Here is a 25,738-nt window from a genome sequence, read left to right on the forward strand (position 1 = left end):
TTGAGAACTGGTCTTAATACCAGGAGCTGAATTCGGTAAAGGCATATGGAACAGGTAACACCACTGGATATGAACTATGAACCATTTTTTACAAACATGGAGGGGCTATTTTGTTAACAAACCATTTAGATTTTAGACTTGAACCAAGATTGAGAGAGTTGTATGAAGAGCACAAGAAAAGGGCGGATAAAATCGATTGGGGCTATCATGAATTTTTGCCATGGGATAAAGCGATGGATTTCAGGCGAGTGCCGTGGGATCCAAGCCAGGTGACGCTTCCTTCATCCGTCATCACTGCTGTTGAAACAGCCCTGTTGACCGAAGTGAACCTTCCTTGGTTTACTTCCTATCTTGAGCAAACTTTTAAGGGCTCATTATCAGTCATAAAAGATTTTGTACATACATGGACATCAGAGGAAGACCAGCACTCCAATCTGCTGGAAACCTATTTACTGATTACCAGGAACGTCGATCCGATGCATCTGCACAAACTGCACAAACAAACGGTTGAGAATGGTTGGAACCCTGACTTTCACACTCCATTTGAAACAATGGTGTACACGTCGATGCAGGAGCTTGCCACGATGGTGTTTTATTACAATGTCGCCAAGGTTGCAGCCCCTCATGACAAGGACCTTTCCACCCTTCTAAGGCGGCTGGCAAAGGATGAAACGCTGCATTACGCCTTCTACCGGGAAGTTATCAAGTATCACCTCGAACTCGAACCGAATTATTGCTACCACCTTGCGAACGTCATCATGAATTTCCAGATGCCGGGAGCTGTCATGCCTGATTTTGAAAATCGGATGGCCATCATCGCCAAGGAAGCGAATTACGGGCCGCTCGAATATTTTGACCAGGTGCTCGATGTTATCATTGAATACTGGGATGTTGAAAACCTGCGTCCAATCGCGCCGGAAGCCGAAAAAGCGCGCCTTGATATTTTGAATTACCATGCGCGTCTGAAAAGAGTCAGGGATCGTTTTTATCGAAGTAAATAAAACTAGACCAGCGGGAAACTGCTGGTCTTATTAATTTTACATGGAATGCCCGCTAATCCTATAACTTCCGTCTCAACGCCAACAAAGAATCCGAAGAAAATCAACGTAAATTTGCATATCCGCCCGAGGTTGAGGCCGAAACGGTACTTTAGTAAAACACTAAAGTATCTTTTTTTATCCGTTTTTACGGACCATTTATAAAATTAAATTGATTTCGTTTCAATAATAGTGTACGATGCATAGTATATACTAAATACTGTACGTCATATAGTAAGAGAAAAGAGGTGGATGAATGAGTAATTTATTAAATTCCCTAATGATCGAGCTTAGAAGAGGAACTTTGACATTGGCAGTATTAAGCCAATTGCGAACCCCCCAGTATGGATATTCACTTGTTCAGTTGCTGGAAGAATCGGGCATTCCGATCGACCAAAGTACCTTATATCCACTGCTTCGCCGGTTAGAAAAACAGGAGTTGGTGTCGAGCAGCTGGGATACAACCGAGAGCAGACCCCGGAAGTATTATGTTTTAAGTGAATATGGCCATGAACTATTTTTGCAGTTGAAAAAAGAATGGATTAAGAATACAAATGAGCTTTACAGCTTATTAAAGGGGGATGAGGACGTTGAATCTAATTGACATTTATATTCAGGAAGTTACCCGAAGACTGCCGGAGAAAAGTCGTGAGGATATTGCGCTTGAGTTGCGGTCAACGATAGCGGATATGCTACCTGATGACCCAAGCCAGGAAGATGTGAAGGCTGCTTTGGAAAAATTGGGCAATCCAGTCAGTTTAGCGAACGGTTATCGGGATTGGCCTATGCACCTGATTGGGCCGCGCTATTTTGATGTATATGTGACGCTGTTAAAAATGATTTTCCCGATTGCGGCGGCGATTTCTCTCATTTCAGTCGTTGCTGAATTTTTTATTGGATATAGTGGAAATGAAGCTGTAATGGATGTCGTATTGAATCTTATGGGGAAAGCTATTTTGAGAGTCATTGATGTAGGTGTCCAAGTATTCTTTTGGTTAACGGTTGTGTTTGCGATTTTAGAAAGGACCGATAAAGGAAAAGAGGAGCAGCCTTTAACAGCAAGCTTAAAGAAATGGACTCCGGATGATCTGAAAAAAATTCCTTATATCCCTAAGAAAAAAGCTATTTCAAAATCAGAAGTATTTGGGTGTTTAATATGGACCGCAAGTTGGGCAACATTTTATTTCTATGCGGATCATTTAGTAGGCGTATATGAAGGCGGCAAAGGCGATCTTGACTTTGTGATACCAGCATTTAATCAGGAGGTTCTGCTTCGGTACTGGCCGATTGTTGTTATGATGATTGGCCTTGAAATTGCGCTATCCCTCTATAAATTAATAAAGGGGAGATGGACGAAGAGAATGGCGATTTACACTGCTTTTCTTCAGCTCATTCAAACAATCGTATTTATCGTAATCGTAGCCACCCCAAATATCCTAAATAATAAATTCCTTACTTATATGGCGGATTTATTTACCATTACAAATGATCAGTTTAAAACGGGGTTACTTGGCGGGGCAATCCTCTTATTCATTGTTTCAGCGGCATACAATGTATTTGATGGATTTCGCAAAGCTAACAAAAATTAGTGGGTAAAGCAAGGTCATTTACATTTTTCCCAATAGTGCCATTCTCCGTAAAATGCTTAATATACTATAAAGTACACTGGATTAAGCATTGGAACGAGGTGGCACGATGTATTTTTTTAAAAAGATTACCCCCGATATTCATTTAGCTCAGTTAAAAAGCGATACGTATTCACCAGCTATGATGCTAGTTTTAGGAGCGCTACTAGCGGGTATTGCAACAATTCTCCAATCAGCGGGCGGCATTTTTCCGGGGGTAGGCTATTTTATCAGTCCTTTAGCAACTGCTCCGATATTGTTCTGTTTCATCCTTTCATTTTGGACAGGGATGATTTCTTATGTCCTTACAAGCCTTTTGCTGCTAATTTTTCAACCAAGTGAACTCATTGTATTTCCTTTTACGACAGGCTTGCTAGGAGTGGGGTTAGGAATTGCTTTTTCGAGGCTTAATAAGAGATTGAACATCATCGGTATCGGAGCCGCATTTTTGACCCTCGGAATCATCACTCTCTTATACGTTTTTCGTTTTCCAGTCCTTGGCCCAGTTGTTTCTACTGCATTTTCATTCCTAACCATAAGCGGAATTTATCTCTTTGCATTCCTGTATGCGTGGATGTGGGTGGAATTCGTTTTGTTCTTTTTTAAAAAAATCAAGAACATCATCCCCTAGTTGCTTGCGAAATTCCTTTCACATTGCCAATTCTATTAAGGTAATCCCATCCGATTTAGCGAGATATTCTTTAAAGGCTGCTTCAAACTCATCCAAAGTAGAAACACGCTTGCCAATAATTCCAAAACTAGCTGCCAATTCAACAAAATCCGGATTTTGAAATGTAACCCCGTAACTTTCACCGAATTTCTTTTCCATTTGCTTCACTTCAAGTTTTAACATCGAGTCATTTATCACAATGATTAACAAGGAAAGTCCAAGCCTTACAGCAGTTTCAATTTCAGCAAAATTCATCAATGCCCCGCCATCTCCGGTCACTGCGACGACCTGGGAATCCGGACAAGCGAGTTTGGCGCCGATACAGCCCGGTATGGCAATGCCCATCGTAGCCAGCCCGTTCGAAATGATGACTCTGTTTGGCAACTTTGGCTGATACGTCCGGGCGATGGAAATCTTATGTGCACCAACATCCGAAATCAGCACGGTATCGTCAGGGGAGAGAGTTTGAATCAATTGAAGTATTTTTTCAAGCTTCATCGGCTCGCCGCCAGGCTTGGACTGATTTGGATTTAGCTGGTAGGCTTCAGCCATCGTGGCTTTAAGATTCCCGGAAGGTTCCCACGATTTCATCGGCACGTCTGACTGATTAAGCAATTGAAGGGTCTTTTTTATGTTCCCGACGAGTTCGACGGCTACCGGGTAAAATTCATTCGTTTCCGCTGGCAATGAATCAATATGTACAACCGGAAGCTTGTTCTTGTTCCAATGGCTTGGCAATGTCTCAACAAAGTCTAGGCCAATAACTATTATCATATCAGCTTCGTTAATACCGGATAAAACCTCATCTTTTTCACTAAACCCAATTGTAAAGTAATTGTGAGGATGGTCTGCCTCTAAAATCCCCTTTGCCATAAAACTGTGTGTAACAGGGGATTGGAGAGTATCAATAAACGTCTTTAGCTCGCTAACAGCATCCTGTCTAATCACCCCATTCCCAATGAGAACAAAAGGTTTTGAATGATTTTTTAAAAGACTGATGGCCGAAGTTAAGGTTTCCCCAGTTGGAACGCTCTCAGGCAGGGGAGGAACAGCCAAGGGAAGGCTGGCGATTTGCTGTGAAAGAATATTCTCTGGAAAAATAACCGCCGCCGCGCCAGGTTTCTCCTTCGTAGCCTGTTTGAAGGTTTTCCGAATGGCTGCTGGCAGCGTTTCAGGTTCAACGATTTGTATGCACACTTTCGTGACAGGTTCAAAAGTTTTAGGAAGGTCCACGTATTGATGAGATTCCGGATGAAGACGGTTCATGTCCGCCTGGCCAATTAGCGCCACTAAAGGGGAATGGTCCAACTGCGCACTCGCCACTCCGGTCAATAGGTTCGTAGCCCCTGGACCCAATGTTGACAAACAAACTCCGGCTTTCTTGGACAGCCTTCCATAAACATCGGCCATGAAAGCCGCACCCTGTTCATGCCGGACATTAACAAACTTTATTTGTTTTGAATCAGCCAAGGAATCCACAAACTCAAGGATCTCCTTGCCAACAACACCAAAAATAAATTCAACACCCTCATTTTCCAAACACTTGACCAATGCCTCCGCTGCTTTCATAGTACCTCCTAGAAAAATATAATATACAAACAGATATACCTCCTTTATTAGTTTGTTGAAACATATGGTACTTATTCGGTTTGTCCGGTAGAATCCTTGGAAACTAATCCTTTAATGTGAAAATGGATTCTCGATAAACCGGACGGAGCAAGAGAGGGTGTCCTCAGAGAATCGGGACACAGATTATGTTTTAGGAGCAACATGAGTCACAATAAGCCAGGAATCGGGACACAGCTAACGTTCTAGGAGCCATATGAGTCCCAATAAGACTGGAATCGAGACACAGATTATGTTTTAGGAGCAACATGAGTCCCAATAAGCCAGGAATCGGGACAGAGCTTACGTTTTAGGAGCCATATGAGTCCCAATAAGCAACATGAGTCCCGAAAATACTTTTTTAAAAGTTTACTACATAAATAGTGGTGCATTAAAAATTGAAACCAAATACTCCTCTTAAACGACTTATTAGCAAAAGGGAGCCAGGAGGGACATAGGTGAATGAAAACGCTTCTTTAATTGGCAGTTTGTATGAAGAATATTACAGAGATGTTTATCAATTCGCATTATATTTCACCAACAATAAACAGGAAGCAGAGGATATTACGCAGGAAACCTTTATTAAAGCAATGAAGAACATCCACCAATTAAAGGATCAGAATAAGAAGAAGACTTGGATTCTTTCCATTGCAAGAAATACAGCGGTCGACCTTAAGAGAAAGCAGAAAATGATCAGTTTTTTACCAAAAATCTTTTATGAATCCATGTCCAAGGATGAAAAATCCCATGACAGCGTGTTGATCAGCAAGGAAAAATGGACGGAGCTGCAACAGGCCTTGCTGCAGCTAAAACCTCATTATCGAAGCGTTGTCATTCTTAGGGTATTAAAGGATTTAAGTGTAAAAGAAACAGCCCAGGTTTTAGGATGCAATGAAATAAAAGTCCGGGTAGATTTGCATCGGGCATTAATCCAATTGAAACGAATTCTAAATTTACAAGAAGGGTGGAAGTACCTTGAAGAAACAAAATAACCATCCAAATGAATTCGACTTTTTGCTCCCACTTACGAAGAGAAATGATTTAGAGCCCCATGTTGATTTTGTGGAATCACTTAGGTCCAAGCTTACCCAAACTTCAAATGAAAAAATGAACCAACCTGACAAGATGCGCATTACCCTGGCAAGTTCACTAGCCCTTATTACATTTTGCATCCTGGCTTTTTCATTTTCAGATACAATCTCAATGAAAAATGAACTTTCTCAAAAGCGTGAACAAAGAATTCCGCCCACAGAAGTTCCAACTGCATCAGATATCGAAACTCCACCACCTTTAGAGACACACTCCTATGATCTCAATGAACTTTTAACAAACTATCCATACTACCATGACCTTTATCAATCACTTTCAAAAGCAATACAATCAGAAGAGGGTGCGAAGGTGTTTATCCTTTATCTGCATGCCCTTCAGCAAAATGATATGGACGAAATCAAAAAGCAAGCATTTACGAGAATGGAATCTGAAATTGAGGATTTAATTGAAATTTATAATAAAATCGATTATGCAACCATTACGATTGATAAGGCAATTCCAAGCAAAGCGGAGCCTAGTTATGAAGTTCAGCTTGGATATCAACTACGTGAAAGCAACAATCCAGAGAAGAGAACGATTCATATCCATCTCAACGACGGAGTTACGATTACGATTTATGAACCTGATATCGCACTAAATTAGTTTTTCGAGAATTTATTGAAAATGGAAAAATATGATAAACTCAAGGAGTGGAGCGAGGATGGCGTATGTAGTTGGCAGCTTTTTATTTATAGCCGTTTCGGTAATTCTGATGAAAAAGTTTCATGTGAGGGAGCCTTTTACAAAGGGAGCTGGCTTGTTTATCGTAATCGGGCTGCTTGCGAATATCAGCCTGGCGGAAAATATCGCAGCGAACCTTCATCCCGAACAAAACGATGGCCTCGCCATATCAAAAGGTATTGCCACCTGGATTCTCGGAGATGACGGAGGGATTATGGAAGACTTTCGAGCAGCATTCCAAACATCGATGAATTATACACTGGGATTCCTGGTTTTGTTTGTAATCATAGCCATTATAGAAGCAAGATTTTTGAAAAATAAGAGACAAGGAAACTAGCTTTTCCTATTTGCTCAATTGGAAGGCATCCCTTTTTAATTGGAAGGTATTTTAATTCAAATAATTTTAGTTAAAGTTTTAGAAGACCCTGATTTACCATTCTCACAAGACCATTTTTCTTGGATGGTACGCTTTAAAACAAAAGATGGTCAGGAATATAATGCCACACAACTTTACTTTGTAACCAATGAGGTTTGGAACAAAACTTAATGAGCTTCTTTAAGAACCACTTCGGATTGGAATAGTTTTTTCTTCTTCAACAAACGCGGAATTGAAAAGGTATTGGATTCTAAACCATATTTTTAATTCTGAAAGGAGTTAAGTAATGAGGAAGGTTATTAATGTTTTGTTGCTTGCAATTTGTTTTATTGCATTAGTTTCTTGTTCATTGAGTAATGAAAAAACAATGCCATTAAGCAATGCTCAATTAGATGACTTTATAAAGAGTAATGAATTAAACGTACTAGCCGTTGAGGAAATTGCCAATAGAATCACTGTTATAATGTTTGAAAATGAAACTACTTTGGGATTTTACACAGCGTATGTAAGGGATGGCAAAATTGAATCAGGAAATGTAACGCATAACAATAATACTGAATCCACCCCGATTTCAACTAGCGGAGTTGCTAGTGGAATTCCATTTGCCACAATCAAAATTAATGATCAAGGACTTATACAAAAGGCAGAAAAAATTAGAGTTACCTGGGATGATGGCAAGGAAATAGTTGAAACCGTAAAAAATCAGAATGCCCTTATCATTCCTTACGATGATAACAACTCTAATATAGAGAAAAATATTCAGGTTATCGAGCTTTTAGATGCAGAAGGGAATATTATTTTCCATCAATAATGAATAAATGAACAGTTGCTAGAATTTATTCAACTGGGAGTGCTTTAATCCAAGAAGGATTAAGTTTTTGTTAAATTTCCTATTGGCTAAGGGAGTTCAACAAATATGACAACAATAAAAAAGTGTTAAATGGATTGTATAATATGAACGGTTAAGAAAGGGGGAACGCAGAAGATGATAAACCTGCGGGAAAGCAAACCACTATTTCTTACTTTACGTTTTTTACTATCTGTTACAACCATCACTTTTGCCATAAGGATTTTTATAAATCCATCTTGGAATATAAACTCGGTATTTATAATCTTTTCTTTGGGTTTGCTTTTTGCAGTACAAGCGATTGAAATGATTTGTTTGAAACAAACCAAATATTTCACATTAACTCTTTTAACTTCAATATTTTTATTATTTGTAGGGTTTTATAGCTTGTGGACTTATATATCAGTAAATTAGCGGATTATATACGCCTGCTAATCAAGGCAGCTTTATAATTCACAAGAGGGAACTTATATAGAAATGTACAGTTCAAGGATACCTTCGGAAAAGATGTTAGAGATTGCGGGTCTATGAAGTAGTCCATCTAAAAACAAACGAACGGAAGCGTTGATCCAGGCAGGATTAATGCTATTTTTGTGATCCGACTTTTTTGGGCATTTTTTTATTCGACTGACAGGGAAGTTTAGTGTACAAGAATTAGTTTTTTCACCTAGTTGTTTCCATCAATTTAACGTCAATTATTTGCTCTGTTTTACTATCGAATATAATATTGACAAATACACCAAATTCTTTGTTGTTTTGTTTTAACCATAATTTGAACTTTTCTACGGAGGTATTTTCCCCTTTGTCCCTTCCAATATGAAGATAATCAATAATATTTGCTTGAGGATACTTTTCCTTTGTCTTATGCAAGGCGATTTGACCCCATTTAGCATATGGGGGAAATTGCTTTTGTTGTGCATATGCCGAATTGATAAAATTAAATGAAAAAAAATTATTAGAACTGAAAATTGAAGCTATAAATAAACAAACAAGCAGCCTTTTCAATTAACATCCCTCTTTGTTATTTTCTTTTATTTTTACATTCTTAAAGGAAATTATGTGTTGAAGTGTATATTATGGCGTAAACAAAAATATAGATAGAAATCAATGGTAGCGCACTTTTGTTTCAGCATGGGTGCTTTCTCCAATCCAAAAACGGATATATGATATTCTTAGACATAAGGACACCTTTTTCTTGAGTTGGTTGTGTGGTAACACCCATAGTACAAGAAAAGTGTTCTTTTTGCATTTATTCCACTGTATAAAACTGGTTAATTAACACGCTTGAAAATATAATGATTATAGGAGGAAATGAGGTGATTTTATTTTAGAGAAACTTAGAAAAATTAATATGAGAACTGCTGTAATTATGGGGATTATTTTTTACTTTTTGACTATCTTAATCCATGTTCTAGTTCTTAGCGGTATTATTCCATTCACATGGGTAAATGGCGGACGCTCTGATTCCTTCGCTACGCAGCTACCACTATCTATTATCAGTATCATTATTGCTATTATTGGAGGCGTGTTTACGCTGATTGTTGGCAGAAATATACGATATTTATACAAAAAGGGAATAACCCTTATATGCTGGTTTTTTGTCATACTTTGGTCCTTTGGGTTTATACAACAATTGTTTGGAACACCTTTTGAAAAAATGGTTTGTTCGATAATATTGCTCATTGGGGTCATCTCAAACTTACGTATGGCGATTGAAAAAAGATAACAGCAAAACAAAAATTATCAAGGTTGTGAAAGAATGCCTTAAACAACAGGTAGCTTTATTCACAACAAAAGGGCTGTTTTCGACAGTCCTTTTCATTGTGGCTTTTTAACGAACGGTGAGGTCCGTTATATTCATCATTTTATTATTGTCCTAGTAACTCCCTTGGAAATTTACCAGTTATTCTATCCACTATTCTCATTACGTGTAACTGACATTTAATATCAGTTCAATTTTTCTTGTATTCTTTAATAATAGCTTCAGAAGGAAAAAGCCTGCTTTGTTTTAAATAAAAGGGAGGATTATGAATAAAGCCGCGATACCAAAGTCAACCAGGTATCTTTTTTTGGCTTCTTTTTTTACAAAACCCTCTATGCCATCCACGATCCAAATACATCCGAAAGTAACCCAAAGGATTTTTAGAAAAACGGGAGGGAAACCCTTAAAAGCCGCCACCCCAAATACGGTCAACACAACCAGCATAATCAAAGACTTTATCAAAATAAAAGGCTTGCTGTTTTTTCTTCTTTCAAAAAATAACCCCATGTAAAAAACTCCTTAATATTTAATAATCTTAGCAAAATGATATAACTAGTATATCAGAGTGCCGACAACTTTAAGGGCTCTTTTCAGAGAGTATATAAGAAAAGCTTTTTCCGAGGTGAACTGATGTTCAGCCCAAAAAAACAGAATATGATTTCATAAATTCAATTGATGATTACAGATCGATATGTAAACCTGACGGAATCATGAATTTCGTCAGCTTCTTTCTGCATTCTGGCCTTTGTTAAATCAAAGTAATCTAAGCAAACGTAAAGTTTTTTAGTGATTTTGTATAAGTTTACTTTACTTTTATAAAAGTTAGTTTATAATTTTATTCAAGAGGTGAATGTCATGAAGAAAGATTTTGGTGATTCGATATCCAATAGGGTTTATGAATATCGTGTACTTGCCAGAATGTCTCAGCAAGAACTAGCAGAGCAAGTCGGGGTTTCCAAACAAACCATCTTCGTAATGGAAAAAGGAAATTATGTACCGACACTGCTGTTGGCTTTTCGAATTGCCGATTTTTTTAAAGTTGATGTAAACGAGATTTTTACTTATGAGAAAGGAAATGATCAAAATGATAACTAATTTTTTCTCAGATATCCATAAAGCAATTTTTCACCCTTTAAAGTCCTGGGCTGAACTATCTACTGGAAATTGGAATATCCTCATTGGAGTTGGTTTTTTAATACTTATGGGTAGTGCGATTTTTGCCTATGTATTTCATAAGAAGATGGGGCCAGCAGATGAACGGACAAATAATATCTCTTTGAAAAGTGCTTACTGTATATTGTTGGTAATTATTCTATGTGACTTGATTTTTCCCAAAGACGATATGTGGACCATCTATTTCTTGTTCAAATATGCGCTGGCATTTTTAGCTGGTGGAATTTACCTGGCTGTCCAATATAAAAAGGATTTTTTATAAGGAAAGGTTGAGAAACGAGGGTCTGCCATGAAGGGGGGATTAGACTATGTTGTTAAATATGCTAACTAAGCGATATCGAAGTTCAATAGTTTTAAACGATTTCTCTCTAGATTTCAACCAAGGAGAAATCCGTTGGTCTGATTGGCAGAAATGGCGCTGGAAAAGTACCCTGATGAAGATACAAATAAATGCCCTCCCAATCGGAAGGGCATCTTGCCTTTCTATTTATGCAAGTTCATTTCCTTCATTACATACATGAGCCCGCTGTTTAGCGACCCGAACGTTTTTATCTCCTTTAAATGAATGCCTAACCCAACAATGGTTTGGGCGATTTCCGGCCTCATCCCCACGATGATGCATTCTGTTCCAAGCAATTCAGCTGCCCTGGTGGAGTTCATGAGTGACTGGGCTACAAAGGTGTCGATCGTCGGGACCCCGCTAACGTCCAAAAAAACAATTTCCGCCTTATGCTTTTCAATTCCCTCCAGAAGGCTTTCTGTAATCGTGGCTGCCCGGTTCTCATTGATGTTCCCAACTAAAGGTATAACGATGATGTTATCAAAAAGTTGAATCGCCGGGGCGGACAATTCCTGGATAATTTGCCGCTGCTGCGAAAGGGCGTTTTCCCAATTGCCGGAACAATCGTTTACAATCTTGGAGATGATCGGATCGAACCAACGATCAAATTCGTAATAAACCTGAAGAACTTCCTCCTTGGTCAAATTTTCTTGAAGCAGCGTTTTTAAAGCAATCCTTCTAAAAACCTGAAATCCATAGGTCAAAAAGTTAAAGGAGCCATTGAAGTCTAGCAGTTTTGTATAAAAAGCACTCAGGTCAGTAGAGGATTCGGTGTCTACTTTTTTAACGCTTTCAAAAATAATTTCAAACAGATCATTTGCCAATATCCCTTCCGTATCCACTGTTTTAGGAAGGGCAAGACCTAATTCAATCCTCCAATTTGATAAAAGGTCACTTCGATGTTCATTTAAAATTTCAATAATCCTCGTTCGCATATTCACCCTGCCCTAAAAAATTATTGTTGTTTCCCAGTGAATTTACCCGTTTTTAGCTTGATGTAATCGCCTTTTAAGTCAATAAAGCAAATAGGCTATGTAGGACAGGAGTTTGTTTTGAAAATAATGGATTTTTGTCCGGGACAAGTCCACCCTTGGTGAATTAGATATATTGTCCGAACTTGAAAAAGGGGGGAGGTGTTTTGATGTTTAACCGAAATAATAGGTGCGGCTGCCATGGAATGGAGGAGGATGTAATTGTATATCCTACTGAAACCATCGTCAACACGAGGACCAATACCCGAGTGGTGAAACGTATTCACCCAACAGAAATCATTAATGTTCACAGGACGATTATCCGCAATGAAAACTTTTTCCCGGTAACGGAGCGGAATGTGAATGAAACGATTGAAGAAAACTTTGATTGCGGCCGGGATGTTAACAATCCCCGGTGCAGAAGAGTTTCCTATGGACCGGGCTTTGCCGGGACCAATAGGAGACCAGGCAATTGGCTGTTTAGACTATAATTTATTTTGCACCACTCGCAATAGATTTGGAGTTTATTAGTCTATTAAAAAACCAACAGAGCTCGGCTATTAACGGGTTGGTTTTTCGAGTACAAAAACTAAATTAGCACACCAATTCGCAGTCCAATTCGCAACTGAAATGGACTGCTTCTTTTTGTTGGCGAATTGACATTGAAATTAGAACAATTACTTCCGTCAGATTGTTAAAAGAGGTTCGAATTCGGGCACAATTTAGTCTTCGATTTGGTTAAAAACCCCTGTTTAATTAGGACGTTTTACGGAAGATTATTCTCAAAGAAAAAGCACCCTTTTTATAAAGGATGCGCCGATTTAGCTGCATTTAATTATTTCATTTGGCTTTAATCTTCTTCGTTTGAAATCAATAGGCTGCCACTCTAGGGATTTTTCATTGCTAAAAGTGATTGTCACTAAATCATTAGGAGGATTGTGAGCACCTTCAAATGTTCTTACCTGCACGGTAACACTAAATAAGTAAGTGCCTATGGGTAGCCTTTTAATTTGGATAATTTCACCACACTCATTTTGTTTTATTTCTCCATATTGCTTCTCCAATTCCTGTTGAATGGAGGGATAAAGCATAATGAAAATCAAGTCATCACGCAGCTGTATATCATTTTTAGTTACGGTTTTGGCTTTGACAGGGGAATAAGAGAAAAGCGTCAAGCAAGCAATCAATATTAAAAGGCTTTTTTTCATAAGAACCCTCCATTCAATGCTGCTCTTATTATGAACCATTTGAGAATTCTTATTTTACTAAGGCGCAGGTTAGTTGGATTTTCCGTTTTTTATAAATGTTTAAATTCAACATTAGGTGGATCCTAGCTGCCCTTAAAGTATTATTGTTTTATTTTTATCCTCCAAAAAATAAAAGAGACCAAAATAAGAATCACTGTGATAAATAAACCAATAGCTATCCAATGAGTTGAATTATTCGCTAGATCTCCATCTAAAGATAAAGATGCTGCTTCTTCAGATACAGGACCTTCGCTCGCTGGGTCTGGTATAGGTTGTACTTTTGGCAACTCACCTTGATAGATGGTTTCAGCAGCATTCGTATCCTCAATATTAATGATCCCATCGTAGTATTCTTTAGGAATGACCTTGGTAAGTTCCTTATTTTCGTATAACATAGCCCCAATTAAATGCATTGAATGTTCATTTGATAACCAAGTTTCTATATCACGATCCGTTGAAGCAGTAGTAAAATCTAAGAAGCTTATTGGATTGCCTGTTTCCTTGAAATAAGAACTAAATATTTTCTCTTTAGGTTCATCTAATTCGACTATCCCTAGTGTATTTCCCATATCATTTTCCCCAATTGTAACGAGACTGCCTTTATAAAATTCAAAGCCTAAGGAATAGTACCTATTTTTAAATTCATCTTTTAATAGACTTCCCATATTGGTGGAAAAATAGTGATTACTGATATGCCCGTTGTGAGCCCAGAGCATTATTTTATCATTCTTAAAATATTCCTTTTCATAATTGTGGATCCACTTCACATTTTCCGCCATGCTAGCGTCCCGAAAACTAAATGATTTACGATTGGTTTCCTCTGAATCCTCAGTACCGCTATCCAAAATAGTTGAAGAGATTTCTTCAAGATGAAGGTTTTGACTAATGATTTCTAATTCCCTGCGGATAATTTCATATTCTTCTTTAGATGATAGGGATACGTATGTATTTTTATTAGTTTCAAAGGCGTTAACCAGTTTTTCTAATAAAGGTTTAGTATATGACTTTTCAAATGGAGGGTAAAGATGACTGAAATCGGATGGAAGTTCACTAGTAGGATCTACTTTTTCTAGATAAGCCTGAATATTAGCAACAGTATCGTTAACGCCTTGCATGTCAAATCCATAAAATCGAATCTTTTCAATGTTATTGGGATTTTGATTGTAATCCTTCATCCAATCGATCATATCTGCAACTTCTTGAGTTGACCAAGTCCAAAATATCATCACAGAGATAACTTCTTCAATACTGCCAGTACCGTTTAAAATGTAATCATTTATTATCTTATGGATCCCAAATTCGGCCTCAATGGCAAAGGCTCGATAACCCATTTCTTCTACTAAAAATTCATACATTCTGTGCTTCATTTGAAAAAATTCCTTAGTACCATGAGTGGCCTCGCCCATACCCAGGATTTTAACACCTTTTAATATGTCCTTTAATGGTTGCAAATCTTCAAACCCATTACCTGCTTGAGCAGTCTTCAAAGGAATAATCATTTCTTTTAATTTTGGACTAATTGAATTAGGATCAAAGACAGAGTCAGCTTTTGAAATAGTAGTATGAAACGATCCCGTAAAAAAAATAATTATAGCCAATAAAAGTGAAAATGTTTTATTAAAATTTTTCATGTCATCCCTCCAATTATTTTTCTTCATTACGGCTTAGCTCTATAGTACCAAATTCCTAAAATTGTTAAAATATATATATATTGTAATTTTGATACAGATTATTGAACTTGCTTAATGCTTCACTTAAAGTACTAAAATTTCTCATTCCCGAGGAGGGCAAAAATAATTACGTCTGTTTTATCAGGAACTAATATTAATTTCTATTTTTTCTTGTGTATGGAAAATTTTCAGATTGGAAGAAGTGATTTATATGGGAGATGTCGGAATGACTAAATGGGATTATAGTGAAGTCAATGACAAAGATAGGTTGGGAGTATTTATAGGGGAAAGTAAAAAAGATAAATATCTACTTAAATTCGGCATGAAAGTTTATGATGAAAGTTGCAAAAACTTACCATATCGAGCAAAACTATCGTGGAATTGGAGTATAGAGAAAGATTTAAACTCTTTATCCTTGTTATCCCTCTTTTACATTTAGCAAAGTATAATGAATTAGATATGAGTCCAAAAAATCGAAAAAACAGGCCGTTGATCCAACAGGATTAGTGGCCTCTTTTATTGAATTGTATATTGAACGAACGGGTTAGGCTAGCTCAAGAAGCTTTGATTAGTTTTATTTATGAAATAATAGGAGAAACGTGTTTAGATATAGAAATTACTTAACAGGACATATTTAAGGAGGATGGTATGAGCAAATTTAGTTTATTAAACAAGTTTATGGTACAAGAAGGCGAAAGAGAAAAAATGGTTGATATTCTGTTAGAAGCGGCAGAATCAATGAAGAATCTGGATGAATGTGAGATATATCTTGTGAATATTTCTGAGAATGAACCAAGTTCTGTTTATGTTTATGAAGTGTGGGCTAATGAAAATTCCCATCAAGCTTCTCTAAGTCTTGAAGCTACCCAACAGTTAATAAGACGTGCGAAGCCAATTATTACTGGTATGGAAAGAATCTCCACTTTAATAACAAAAGGCGGGAAGGGCATTTAATCTAATTAGATTTAACTCCCGTACATATTAAATTGGAACTGGCTGTCGTTGTGACAGCTTTTTTTTATTCAAAGCAAAGATTGTGAACAAATGTAATTAAACCGAACCCGTTACTCAGCTATTAACGGGTTCGCTTTTCGAGTACAAAAACTGACTTAGCACACCAATTCGCAACTGAAATGGACTGCTTCTCTTTGTTGACATAGCAAGGTTTTAATTAAATTGAGGATTAAATAGCACCCGAATTCGAACCTCTTTTAACAGTTTGGCGTAAAGTTATTGTCACCATGCGAATTCGTACGTTAATTCTAATGCTAATTGGGATGTTAAAAATTCAAAGGAGGTCCATTGGTTATTTATGTTGAAATTAAAGGAAGCATATTTTTTAAAACGGGGAGTTTAGTGCCTTAAGGACTTATTTTAAAATGCAAATAATTTAGGAGACGGTAAGACTTTTAATTTGGTAAAAATATGATAAATTGGAGGGGATCGCATGAAAAAAAGGAAACGATTGGTATTTGGAATTGTAATTATAATTGTTTTGGTCTTCCTTGCGTTAACAAATCCTAATGAAACAGATTATTATAAAGAGTTTGGGGACCCTCATCTTGATAGCTTGTATATTTCCAAATTGGAGAGAATAAATTTTTTTGTTTTCTCTACCTATACTCCCTATTTTTTTACTGAACATGGAATAACTCATCTTGGTATAATGGGTAAATTTATTCAGATTTCAGATGGTCAGTTTGATTATCCATGGTGGTTGGAATTCTTCAACTAAAGGGTGCGCGCGACAAGTGTTGTTGTAACCGCTTTATGGCGCGAAAGACACAGAGGATTTTGATTCTCATCAAAATCCTAACTTTACAATGGAAGATGGGAATGACTGAACTATGTTTCCCGAAATAAACGGTGGCCAGTGTAAATTAAAGGTGTTGATAAAGAGCATCTTTTTCGGCTAGTTTAGTGTGAAAGGTCAAATATAAAATGGATAAATATGTTATAATAACAGTGGTTAAAGGAGGGGGAAAATTGAAATTTTTCATAAATTTTTTGCCTTTACTTTTAGTTGGTTTGGCTGTTATAAATTATATGTATTTAGCAAAAGACATTTTTTCCACTGCTGTACTTTTATTACTCAGTGTTATATTCGCGTTGTTTAATCTATATAAAAAGAAATATGTGATTTCTTTATTATCCATTGGAATTGTTATAAGTATAATAGGTTTATTTTCTTATTTGGTTAATGCGGGTATATAAAGTAATTGCAGAACTTAAAGCAATTGGAATAAGACACAATGATTGGGTTGCTGCGCCAGCCCTTTTTTCTGATTTCACAAAGGATGCATCATCTTACAATAACATTTTGAAATTCAGTTAAGCTAACGGTTGCGATTTTCCTGGCAGTTCAACAAGGTTAATTAACATTTGACCCCCTATCGGCTGTTTTAATTAAGGCGGACTTTTTCCGGGTTTGTTGTAATTTTTTGTTAAAGTGGAGATAGCCAACTAGTTGAGGGGGGAGAATAAAGTGATCAAATTCAATAAGCTGTTTTTTTTGTGTATTATGGCAATTGTTTTAATTACAGGATGTCTATCAAAAACAAATACACAAGTACAAATAAAGATGAAAAGCGAAGAGGAACAAAAAGAGATTTTCGTTACTTATACTTTTGATGATTATAAAAAAGTTTTTGATGATGCTGTATCTGAAGCGAATGAATTTGAAGGTGATGAAAAGCTAAAAAAATGGATTATCAGAACATTAGCTCAAGAAAAACTGTATTATGAAACAGATTTGACTGATGAGCAAGTAATAGAAGTATCTAAACAAGCGATGGAAGAAGATAAAGCGTGGAAGTCTATTGTAAAAGATGAATATGGTATTACTGTATCTGTTGAAGAAGTTAAAAATTTTATTAAGGAAGGACCCGATACAAGTGATTTGCCGCAACACCTGGCATATGCAGCTGCTTTAGGTTTAACATTGGAAGAACTTAATCACGATTTTGACAGAGATATTTATGAAAAGAATGTTATTTGGTTAAAGCTAAAACCTGAACTGGAAAAGAAATATGATATTACTGACAATAACAAACAGGTTGCAAAGTATGAAGAGGAAGTAAAAAAACACCTAAATTAGATAGAAATCATCACTATTATAAATAGTTTTATTTAGGGGGGAATCATATGGTTGAAAAAGCTAATACAAATAGTAATTCGGTAATTTCTTTAACAGTAGGAATTCTTTCAATTTTAATACCAGTAATTGGTTTAGTGCTTGGTGTTATCGGTGTTGTGGTATCAAGAAAGGCGATAAAAGAAATTGGGAAAACAAATGAGGATGGTAGAGGATTAGCGACTTCGGGTTTAATTTGTAGTTCGGTTGGAATTATTATTCAAATCTTTGCAGTGTTAGGTATTATTGCTTATTCTTCTCTAACTACCGTAGGATAATTTCACATTTAATTATTGTGCTAAGGGATTTCTTTAGCGCAACTATAAGTGAAAGGCTTGGAACCATATCAAAAATGGTCGCCAAGCCTTTTGTTGTGCAATTTTATCTTTGAAATCGCTTGCGAATTACTGTGCGAGAAGCGCAGTTAATTCGCATTTTATACTTGAAAACCGAACCGTTACTCTGCTAAAGGCGTTATCTTATTAAAAAAATTTATGCCTTTAATTTTAAACTCCTGACTGCCTGTCATAATTCCTGAAAAGCATGCCGTTTGATTTGAACATGCCGAACTTTTCATAAAAGGGGACGAGTTCGTCATCACAGCACAGGTCGATCATGTAATTGCTGCCGAGTTGTTCGAGCATCCGCTTAACGAGTTCCTTGCCGATGCCTTTTCCTTGGTACTCCGGCAGCACTTCCAGGAAAGGGATGTAAGCGGAAAGTACGCCATCACTGATTGCCGTGATGAATCCGACAACTTTTTCATCATCCACTGCAATCACAATATGGCTGCTGTTCTTCATCAGTTTCAAGTGCGTTTCCGGGCTCGGCGGATTTAGCCATCCAACGAAAAATCCGTGCAACATGTCAGGTATTATGCCATCAAGCGTATCTTTATAAATCATGCTATCAACTCCTATTTTTATTAAAATTGAATGGGAAGTTGATAGAAATCAATTGTAAAGTAACAAAGCGAATGCCTCCAAACATAGTGTACTCTCTAACACCATTCGGCATGAAATCGAAAAAACCTTTTTCTTGTATAAGCCAACATAACTCAGTACAGTAAAATGGATTGTCCTATAATCAGACAATCCATTTTTATAATTAATTCTCCAATTCAACCGTTTCATTAATATTAGCCGATTCCGCATTTTGCCCTGTCATACGTTTATACATAAACGCTACTTTCTTCGCAAAATTTCCGGTTTCCCAATATTCGGCTGCTTCCGCTTTAACCTTTATTAAGACAACGTCAGGATCATCATAAGAGGTTTGCATAATCTTTTCATAAGCTTTGCTCCACAATTCCTTTTTCTTGTTTATATCCTCAACGATTTCCGCTCTTCCACGGACGGAAACATAGGATTTACCCGCATACGCCACATTGACTTCTTGGTCATTTAAAATTTCTTCATATTTATTAGTCTCTTTTTTCGTGAAAAACCATAAGTCGCCATCGAACTCTACTTCTTGTGTTTTCATTGGACGTGAAACAAGCCCTTCATCCGTTACCGTAGTCAGCATGGCCGTGTCCACGTCTTTAATTAACTCTGTTAAAGTTTCCATTTCTTCTTGTTTCAGCATGTTAGACATTCCAAACACCTCATTCATGATCATAGAGGTATAGTACCCTTAGCGGATGCTTTTATTCCGGTAAGGCGGAATCAAGAGGAGTGTCCTTTTTTATCAAAGCTCATGTTCAAGATAATCTTTTAAAGGCTTCAAGAATGACTTCAGGTAGGGAATGTTTATTTTTTCTTCAATGTGAAATGCCCAGTTTCAAAGATGAAATAACTGAATTTTCGAATTATAATAAAGCTAGAATGCAGACTGGAAAGTGAAATCCAAACGGCGCTTTTTTTACAAAAACAAAGGAGGTTGTACGAAATGGCTGAGATAATGAACATTTCAATTGGCAGGCTACTCGAGGAAGCCGCAGCAAGTCAGCCGGAGCATGATGCAGTTGTTTATCCTGACAGGGGGTTGTGCTATACATACAGGGAGTTTGAAAAACTTTGCCGGGACGTTGCGAAGGGATTGATGAAGCTTGGCATCGAAGCGGGGGAGCATGTGGCCATCTGGGCGACGAACCGGCCCGAATGGGTGACTGCGCAGTTCGCGACAGGGAAGATGGGAGCAGTCCTCGTTACTGTGAACACAAGCTACCGGACCACAGAGCTTGAATACCTCCTGAAGCAGTCCGATTCGACAACCTTGATCCTGATGGAGAAATTCCGGGAAGCCTCCTACATCGATATGCTCTATGAAATCGCGCCTGAATTGAAAACGTCCGAGCCAGGGAAGCTGAAGTCGAAGAACCTTCCTTTTTTAAAAAATGTCATCGTACTCAGCGACAACCGCTATCCCGGGATGCTGCACTGGGACGATATACTCGCGCTGAAGGATGAAGTGGCCGATGAGGAACTGGACAGGCGGATGGACTCGCTCGATCCAGATGACCCGATCAATATGCAATACACCTCAGGCACGACCGGGTTCCCGAAAGGCGTCATGCTCACCCATAACAACCTAGTCAATAACGCCATCAACATCGCAGAATGCATGAAGCTGGGAGCGGCAGACCGGCTCTGCATCCCAGTGCCGTTCTTCCATTGCTTCGGCTGCGTCATCGGCACACTCGCCTGCGTTTCGGTCGGGGCAACGATGGTCCCTGTCCAGGTATTCGACCCAAAAAAGGTTCTTGAAGCGGTCGAAAAGGAACGATGCACCGCGCTGCACGGCGTCCCAACAATGTTCATTGCCGAACTGAATCATCCCGATTTTGATAAGTACGACCTTTCAAGCCTTCGAACAGGCGTCATGGCGGGATCCAATTGCCCAATCGAAGTCATGAAAGCCGTCATTGAAAAAATGGGCGCATCCGAAATCACCATCTGCTACGGCCAGACGGAAGCATCGCCTGTCATTACGCAGACACGGACAGACGACCCAATCGAACTGCGCGTCTCCTCGGTCGGTAAAGCACTCCCGAGTGTCGAAGTTAGAATCGTCGACCCGGTAACGAACGAAGAAGTGCCATTTGGTGAGCAAGGTGAATTGTGCACACGCGGCTACCATGTCATGAAAGGCTATTACAAAAATCCCGAAGCAACCGCGGAAGCAATTGACAAGGAAGGCTGGCTGCACACGGGAGACCTCGCTGTCATGGATGAATACGGCTACTGCCGGGTTACCGGCCGCCTCAAGGACATGATCATCCGAGGCGGCGAGAACATCTACCCGCGCGAAATCGAGGAATTCCTCTATCAGCACCCGGCCATCCTCGATGTCCAAATCGTCGGTGTCCCGGATGAAAAATTCGGTGAAGAAGTGGTGGCCTGGATCCAATTGAAAGAAGGCCAAACCGCTACTGCCCATGAAATTAGGGAGTTCTGCCTTGGGAAAATCGCCCGGTACAAGGTGCCGAGGTATATTGAATTTTGCGAGTCGTTCCCGACAACGGCGTCAGGGAAGATTCAGAAGTACAGACTGAGGAAAATGGCGGAGGAATTTGTTTTGGAAGACAGCAAAAAGTAACCGGGTGCTGCAGGAGAATTATTGCAACCTTTAAATCTAACAGCTGTGGACTTATTTTTATATCCAACTATATAAATGGCAGCCCAAACTGCTGACAATATTTGCCCAGTACTTTCGCTGGGCATTTTTCTGTGGAACGGCATAAACGAAATTCCTTCTCCAGGCTAAACCTGTGTATTTCTTTTTACAAATTTTATCTATAATTGAAACAAATGGCGACTTGTTTCGACTTGTTATATAAAGGGGGGGAGCCGGTGGAGGGGCAGCTGGATATTGAAACTTTGTTTAAGAACTACCATCGTGATATTTACCAGTTTTGTTTATATTTTACGAATTCCGTCGAGGACGCGGAGGATATAACCCAGGAAACGTTTATTAAAGCAATTAATAATATACGGTCACTATCAAATCCGGAACGAAGCAAATATTGGCTATTGGCAATCGCAAAGAATACAGCAATTGACCATTTGCGAAAAAGAAAGATGAAGGAGTTCCTGCCTGAGTTTTTTGAAAAAATCATAGCTGGCGATACGTCGCTGGACGACCAGGTCATTCGAAAGGAAGAATGGGCAGAAGTTCACCATGCCCTATTAAAAATGAAACCCCATTATAGAGCGATCATGATTTTAAGGGGAATACAGGAACTGACTATAAGTGAAACCGCAGAAATACTGCAAATAACAGAATTGAAGGTTCGAGTCGACTTCCATAGGGCAGTCAAGAATTTGAAAAAAGAAATGCAGTCCAGGGAGAGGATGGTGGTACAGGATGAAAGCGAACGACGAATTGACTCAAGAGGTTAAACAATTGCTGAGCCCGATCAAAAATCATCCTTCGCTTGAACCCCGGCAGCAATTTGTCTATGAATTACAGAACAAAATCAAAGACACGCAGTCAGCTAACAAAAGAGGATTCAGCCTAAAACCAGTTGCCGCTTTTTGTATTGCCGCGTTGCTTTTCACAATAGTCTTCCTATCCACTAATAACTTGCCAGATTTGGAGCTGGCGGGGGAAGCAGAAAAACCGTTTGCCATTAAAGAAGAGTCCAACTTAAAGCTGCTCCAGACAATTAAGTATGGGGACGGCGAAGGGGAGGCTGGCTTGAAATTCATTGGCGAAAACCAAACATTGCCCATCACGGTAACTAGCTTTGATGTGGAAGACGGTGCGTTTTATTTATTGGATGAGGCGAAGAGGCAGGTCCTCATTGTCGGTAAAAATGGCGTCACAGGTTCCTTTCCTATTAAAGGAAACAATCATACAACCGGTACACTTAAAGATATTCTTGTAACATCGGATAAACAAATCTACATTTTGAACACCTGGGATCCATTCGTTGTGTATCAATATACGGAGAAAGGAACGCTGGTTAAAACCCACAAGATAACAGCCGACCTGTTTCATCCGGATGAATTGGTTTATTTTAAAAATCGTGGAGTTTTCGTAAGCCAAAGCCAGGAAAGGTTTCTAAATCTCGAAACCGGAGAAATGGTCGAAGGAAACTCGCTTCCCTATCACCTGGCAACAATCCATCGAAAAGAAGCCGTTCTCACTATCAATGAGGATGGGCACCAAACGAAGCTGACCATACCTTACCAAGAGGGGAAAGGCCAAAGCGCGGTGGAATCCCTTAGGGAAGGCCAAATCATCTTTACGAAAACAGAACAGCCGGCGGTCTATAAACCCCTATCTGAAACGCATGTTTTCGCATATAACAAACAGGGCGGAACCCTTGGAGGCATTCGACTGCCAATCGAAAAACTTCTTGAAGTTCCTCAAACGATCGAATCGAACATCAAGGCGGATAAAAATCGGATCTATTTCCTTTCCCCTGAGAAGGAGCACTTAGCCATTTATGAATTAACCCTTGGGGAAAAATACGAAAGTTTCATTCAAAAACAAGCCGAAGAAGCAAAAGTCGGCTACGATTATAAAACCTTCGGACGGCCATTCCCGGAACTCGAGCAGGAGCTTAAAAAGCTGTTCACATCCGGCACGATTTTCTCGGAATACGGAGATGAAAACAGTGTAAACGGCGCCGCCATCGATGACTCCGGAACAGTCGTTATCGATTTCAAGGAATTCCATGCCGGTGGCCCATCCAGCCATCAGGCAGGGGAAATTGGCAAAGCATTGAATGAAGCGATTTTTCAAAAATTCCCGGAAGTGCAGACAGTTTATTTGCAGTTCGACGGAAGCTTCAGCGCCTGGTGCATTTGGATGCAATCGACCGAAGAGCCGTGGGTGCGGCCTTAAGCTTGGCTGTTCCGATGAAAAATATGGAAAAGTCCCTTTTGATTAAGAAGGAAATAAAGAAATTCCTAGAATAAAAGCAACGTCAATAAAGTCCTCCTTTCCTGTTTATTAGTCTAAATTCTGAACTATTGAGTATTATTTTATAAGATAAGGAGGGGGATTTGGTGAAACCAATTGGAATCTTGGGCGTAGGCCAGGCAGGTGGCAATATTGCGGAGGCGGCATCGGCCATGGGCTTTCCAACCGCACTTATCAATACGAACCAGCGTGACGGACTCGTCAATACGAGGGTTGAAAACAAGTATTTTGTTCCAGGGTATAACGGGGCCGGACAGGATCGGTCGATCGGTGCCCGGGCAGTACACGATAATTACAGGGAGATAGTCGAGTTTGTTGAAAAGTCATTCAAAAAAGTAAAGTTCCTGTTTGTGGCATTCTCCACTGACGGCGGGACCGGCTCGGGGATGAGCCCGCTCCTGATTGAAATGCTGCTGAACCAGCTGCCAAAGCTGAAGGTAGGAGCGATTGCTGTCGTGCCTGAACGGAATGTCCTTGCTGGCAACCGAATCAATGCAGCAGAATGCCTTGAAGAATTGTCCAAAATTGACGGGATTTCATCCACCTTCATGGTCGACAATGACCAGTTGCGCCGGACCAATCCCCAATCCAGCAAACAGCAAATTTACCGGGCTTCAAACCACAAGGCTGTGGAAGCAATCAACCATGTCCTGCAAATAACACGTAAAAGCTCTCTTTATGGAAATTTTGATGAGACAGACCTCATGAATATTCTTAGCACACGAGGCGTAACCGTCATCTCAACAAGTACAGTGACAGATGCCAAAACGACTTCAGATGTATCCCTCTTAATCCAGCAATCATGGGCAAACTCGGTTTTCTGCCCGGTTGAATCGCCTGGTGTCATCCGTGCCGGATTGATTTATGAAGGACCTGAGAATGTCTCAAAGCTGATTAACATCCCATCGATTTTCGAGAGGGTCGGGGAACCCCTCGAACTGTACGAAGGGACCTATATCTCAGAAACAGACCCTTCCATCACCACCATTCTCGCCGGACTAAGCTTCCCAACGCGTCGGCTTCAAGTAATGGAAGAAATGTTGATTAAAAACAGGGACCGGCTCCATGAGCTTGTGCAAAAGGAATACACACAGAAATATGAATCCAAAATCGGCTGGGCATCCAATCTAAAAGCAAGAAACAACTACAGGCCAACACGGACAGTCAATCAAAAACCGACAAAATCCAATAGCTAAATTAGACACTGGACCTTCCCAGTGTCTTTTTTTGTGAGCTTTCTCGCAAGTGCTGTTTATGCATTGAAGCTGAGCTGACACTGGAGTAAGGCGAAAATTCTATTTCCGTTCAAGCCAAAGGTTTGGCTGGCAATGAAACAACAGAAAAGGTAACTGTAAAAGTCTACTCCATTGCCCTGGTCATCACGATTGATTCACCAGTTGAAGGAGAAACCGCACGCAAGAAATCAGTTTCTGTCAAAGGGCAGGCAGTTGATATAAATCTGCAGTTTTTCAGGGTAAATGGCAAAGAAATTTGTGTGAAAAATGGTGTATTCAGCACAAATGTAATGTTAGAAACCGGTGAAAACATCATTCAGATTAGGACTAAAGACACCTCTAGAAATGAAGCTTGGAAACAAATTAAGGTCATTTATACGAGTAAAAACGGAAAATAATCGCT

The 25,738-nt window shown here is 39.1% G+C and carries 30 protein-coding genes; 23 read left to right on the forward strand and 7 right to left on the reverse strand.

Annotated elements, in window-relative coordinates:
• The first annotated feature begins 110 nt into the window (after window positions 1–110).
• The 4 genes from AR337_RS02465 (at window position 111) to AR337_RS02480 (ending at window position 3,293) form a co-directional block, all read left to right on the forward strand.
• Window positions 111–1,001 carry an acyl-ACP desaturase gene (locus tag AR337_RS02465; RefSeq protein ID WP_059170418.1) on the forward strand — a complete coding sequence of 297 codons (891 nt, stop codon included), beginning with the start codon at window positions 111–113 and terminating at the stop codon, window positions 999–1,001.
• 292 nt (window positions 1,002–1,293) lie between these two features.
• Entirely contained in the window at window positions 1,294–1,641 is a 348-nt protein-coding gene (locus tag AR337_RS02470) for a PadR family transcriptional regulator (RefSeq protein ID WP_059170419.1), read from the forward strand.
• Window positions 1,628–2,626, forward strand: coding sequence for a hypothetical protein (locus AR337_RS02475; protein ID WP_059170420.1), 999 nt, complete (start codon window positions 1,628–1,630; stop codon window positions 2,624–2,626). The genes AR337_RS02470 and AR337_RS02475 overlap by 14 nt, the downstream gene beginning before the upstream one ends.
• A 106-nt stretch (window positions 2,627–2,732) precedes the next feature.
• Entirely contained in the window at window positions 2,733–3,293 is a 561-nt protein-coding gene (locus tag AR337_RS02480) for a hypothetical protein (RefSeq protein ID WP_059170421.1), read from the forward strand.
• 18 nt (window positions 3,294–3,311) lie between these two features.
• On the opposite strand, the gene AR337_RS02485 is transcribed toward AR337_RS02480, so the two are convergent.
• Window positions 3,312–4,901 carry an acetolactate synthase large subunit gene (locus AR337_RS02485; protein WP_059170422.1) on the reverse strand — a complete coding sequence of 530 codons (1,590 nt, stop codon included), beginning with the start codon at window positions 4,899–4,901 and terminating at the stop codon, window positions 3,312–3,314.
• Between the two features lie 494 nt (window positions 4,902–5,395).
• On the opposite strand from AR337_RS02485, the gene AR337_RS02490 reads away from it, so the two are divergent.
• The 5 genes from AR337_RS02490 to AR337_RS02505 all read left to right on the forward strand — a co-directional run bounded on the left by AR337_RS02490 (window position 5,396) and on the right by AR337_RS02505 (window position 7,894).
• Entirely contained in the window at window positions 5,396–5,929 is a 534-nt protein-coding gene (locus AR337_RS02490) for an RNA polymerase sigma factor (RefSeq protein ID WP_059170423.1), read from the forward strand.
• Window positions 5,913–6,629 (forward strand): hypothetical protein, encoded by a 717-nt coding sequence (locus AR337_RS02495; protein WP_059170424.1) that lies wholly within the window; start codon window positions 5,913–5,915, stop codon window positions 6,627–6,629. The genes AR337_RS02490 and AR337_RS02495 overlap by 17 nt, the downstream gene beginning before the upstream one ends.
• A 58-nt stretch (window positions 6,630–6,687) precedes the next feature.
• Window positions 6,688–7,044: a hypothetical protein gene (locus tag AR337_RS02500; protein ID WP_059170425.1), complete on the forward strand. Its 357-nt coding sequence runs from the start codon at window positions 6,688–6,690 to the stop codon at window positions 7,042–7,044.
• A 39-nt stretch (window positions 7,045–7,083) separates the two neighbouring features.
• The gene (locus tag AR337_RS22990) at window positions 7,084–7,254 is read left to right on the forward strand and encodes a hypothetical protein (RefSeq protein ID WP_156424284.1); all 171 of its coding nucleotides are present in this window, start codon (window positions 7,084–7,086) and stop codon (window positions 7,252–7,254) included.
• A gap of 115 nt (window positions 7,255–7,369) precedes the next feature.
• Window positions 7,370–7,894: a hypothetical protein gene (locus tag AR337_RS02505; RefSeq protein WP_059170426.1), complete on the forward strand. Its 525-nt coding sequence runs from the start codon at window positions 7,370–7,372 to the stop codon at window positions 7,892–7,894.
• Between the two features lie 699 nt (window positions 7,895–8,593).
• Here the strand turns inward: AR337_RS02505 and AR337_RS02515 are convergent.
• Window positions 8,594–8,863: a DUF3889 domain-containing protein gene (locus AR337_RS02515; protein ID WP_301335706.1), complete on the reverse strand. Its 270-nt coding sequence runs from the start codon at window positions 8,861–8,863 to the stop codon at window positions 8,594–8,596.
• A 1,684-nt stretch (window positions 8,864–10,547) separates the two neighbouring features.
• Between AR337_RS02515 and AR337_RS02530 the strand changes: the two genes are divergently transcribed.
• Both AR337_RS02530 and AR337_RS02535 read left to right on the forward strand, forming a co-directional pair.
• Window positions 10,548–10,787, forward strand: a complete 240-nt coding sequence (locus AR337_RS02530; RefSeq protein ID WP_059170431.1) for a helix-turn-helix transcriptional regulator — start codon at window positions 10,548–10,550, stop codon at window positions 10,785–10,787.
• A complete protein-coding gene (locus AR337_RS02535) occupies window positions 10,777–11,127 on the forward strand; it encodes a hypothetical protein (RefSeq protein WP_059170432.1) in 351 nt (116 codons plus the stop codon). The genes AR337_RS02530 and AR337_RS02535 overlap by 11 nt, the downstream gene beginning before the upstream one ends.
• Before the next feature lie 221 nt (window positions 11,128–11,348).
• Here AR337_RS02535 and AR337_RS02540 read toward each other — a convergent pair whose 3' ends face one another.
• Window positions 11,349–12,140: an STAS domain-containing protein gene (locus tag AR337_RS02540; RefSeq protein WP_059170433.1), complete on the reverse strand. Its 792-nt coding sequence runs from the start codon at window positions 12,138–12,140 to the stop codon at window positions 11,349–11,351.
• Between the two features lie 206 nt (window positions 12,141–12,346).
• On the opposite strand from AR337_RS02540, the gene AR337_RS02545 reads away from it, so the two are divergent.
• Window positions 12,347–12,667, forward strand: a complete 321-nt coding sequence (locus AR337_RS02545) for a spore coat protein (protein ID WP_082686803.1) — start codon at window positions 12,347–12,349, stop codon at window positions 12,665–12,667.
• A 330-nt stretch (window positions 12,668–12,997) separates the two neighbouring features.
• Here AR337_RS02545 and AR337_RS02550 read toward each other — a convergent pair whose 3' ends face one another.
• Window positions 12,998–13,384, reverse strand: a complete 387-nt coding sequence (locus AR337_RS02550; RefSeq protein WP_059170434.1) for a DUF3888 domain-containing protein — start codon at window positions 13,382–13,384, stop codon at window positions 12,998–13,000.
• Between the two features lie 140 nt (window positions 13,385–13,524).
• The gene (locus tag AR337_RS02555; protein ID WP_059170435.1) at window positions 13,525–15,054 is read right to left on the reverse strand and encodes an erythromycin esterase family protein; all 1,530 of its coding nucleotides are present in this window, start codon (window positions 15,052–15,054) and stop codon (window positions 13,525–13,527) included.
• A gap of 265 nt (window positions 15,055–15,319) precedes the next feature.
• Between AR337_RS02555 and AR337_RS02560 the strand changes: the two genes are divergently transcribed.
• The 6 genes from AR337_RS02560 (at window position 15,320) to AR337_RS02585 (ending at window position 18,504) form a co-directional block, all read left to right on the forward strand.
• Entirely contained in the window at window positions 15,320–15,532 is a 213-nt protein-coding gene (locus tag AR337_RS02560; RefSeq protein ID WP_059170436.1) for a hypothetical protein, read from the forward strand.
• Window positions 15,533–15,741: 209 nt separating this feature from the next.
• On the forward strand, window positions 15,742–16,047 hold the full coding sequence (locus AR337_RS02565; RefSeq protein WP_059170437.1) for a putative quinol monooxygenase: 306 nt from the start codon (window positions 15,742–15,744) through the stop codon (window positions 16,045–16,047).
• Between the two features lie 493 nt (window positions 16,048–16,540).
• Entirely contained in the window at window positions 16,541–16,828 is a 288-nt protein-coding gene (locus AR337_RS02570; RefSeq protein WP_059170438.1) for a hypothetical protein, read from the forward strand.
• Window positions 16,829–17,079: 251 nt separating this feature from the next.
• Complete coding sequence (locus AR337_RS02575) at window positions 17,080–17,307, forward strand: hypothetical protein (RefSeq protein WP_059170439.1); 228 nt, start codon at window positions 17,080–17,082, stop codon at window positions 17,305–17,307.
• A 271-nt stretch (window positions 17,308–17,578) separates the two neighbouring features.
• On the forward strand, window positions 17,579–18,190 hold the full coding sequence (locus tag AR337_RS02580; RefSeq protein ID WP_059170440.1) for a hypothetical protein: 612 nt from the start codon (window positions 17,579–17,581) through the stop codon (window positions 18,188–18,190).
• 47 nt (window positions 18,191–18,237) lie between these two features.
• Complete coding sequence (locus AR337_RS02585) at window positions 18,238–18,504, forward strand: DUF4190 domain-containing protein (RefSeq protein ID WP_059170441.1); 267 nt, start codon at window positions 18,238–18,240, stop codon at window positions 18,502–18,504.
• Between the two features lie 228 nt (window positions 18,505–18,732).
• Here AR337_RS02585 and AR337_RS02590 read toward each other — a convergent pair whose 3' ends face one another.
• Together AR337_RS02590 and AR337_RS02595 are read right to left on the reverse strand one after the other, a co-directional pair.
• On the reverse strand, window positions 18,733–19,131 hold the full coding sequence (locus AR337_RS02590) for a GNAT family N-acetyltransferase (protein WP_059170442.1): 399 nt from the start codon (window positions 19,129–19,131) through the stop codon (window positions 18,733–18,735).
• 202 nt (window positions 19,132–19,333) lie between these two features.
• On the reverse strand, window positions 19,334–19,822 hold the full coding sequence (locus AR337_RS02595) for a pyridoxamine 5'-phosphate oxidase family protein (protein WP_059170829.1): 489 nt from the start codon (window positions 19,820–19,822) through the stop codon (window positions 19,334–19,336).
• A gap of 303 nt (window positions 19,823–20,125) precedes the next feature.
• Here AR337_RS02595 and AR337_RS02600 point away from each other — a divergent pair, with 303 nt between their 5' ends.
• From AR337_RS02600 to AR337_RS02620, 5 genes are all read left to right on the forward strand, one after another.
• Window positions 20,126–21,766 (forward strand): AMP-binding protein, encoded by a 1,641-nt coding sequence (locus tag AR337_RS02600; protein ID WP_059170830.1) that lies wholly within the window; start codon window positions 20,126–20,128, stop codon window positions 21,764–21,766.
• 254 nt (window positions 21,767–22,020) lie between these two features.
• A complete protein-coding gene (locus tag AR337_RS02605) occupies window positions 22,021–22,569 on the forward strand; it encodes an RNA polymerase sigma factor (protein WP_059170443.1) in 549 nt (182 codons plus the stop codon).
• Window positions 22,535–24,022, forward strand: coding sequence for a hypothetical protein (locus tag AR337_RS02610; protein WP_059170444.1), 1,488 nt, complete (start codon window positions 22,535–22,537; stop codon window positions 24,020–24,022). Before AR337_RS02605 ends, AR337_RS02610 begins: the two co-directional genes overlap by 35 nt.
• Before the next feature lie 164 nt (window positions 24,023–24,186).
• Window positions 24,187–25,296 (forward strand): tubulin-like doman-containing protein, encoded by a 1,110-nt coding sequence (locus AR337_RS02615; protein ID WP_059170445.1) that lies wholly within the window; start codon window positions 24,187–24,189, stop codon window positions 25,294–25,296.
• Between the two features lie 122 nt (window positions 25,297–25,418).
• A complete protein-coding gene (locus tag AR337_RS02620) occupies window positions 25,419–25,733 on the forward strand; it encodes a hypothetical protein (protein ID WP_059170446.1) in 315 nt (104 codons plus the stop codon).
• Window positions 25,734–25,738: the final 5 nt, after the last annotated feature.

The sequence above is a fragment of the Bacillus sp. FJAT-27445 genome, assembly GCF_001510665.1.
Classification (GTDB): domain Bacteria; phylum Bacillota; class Bacilli; order Bacillales; family Cytobacillaceae; genus Bacillus_D.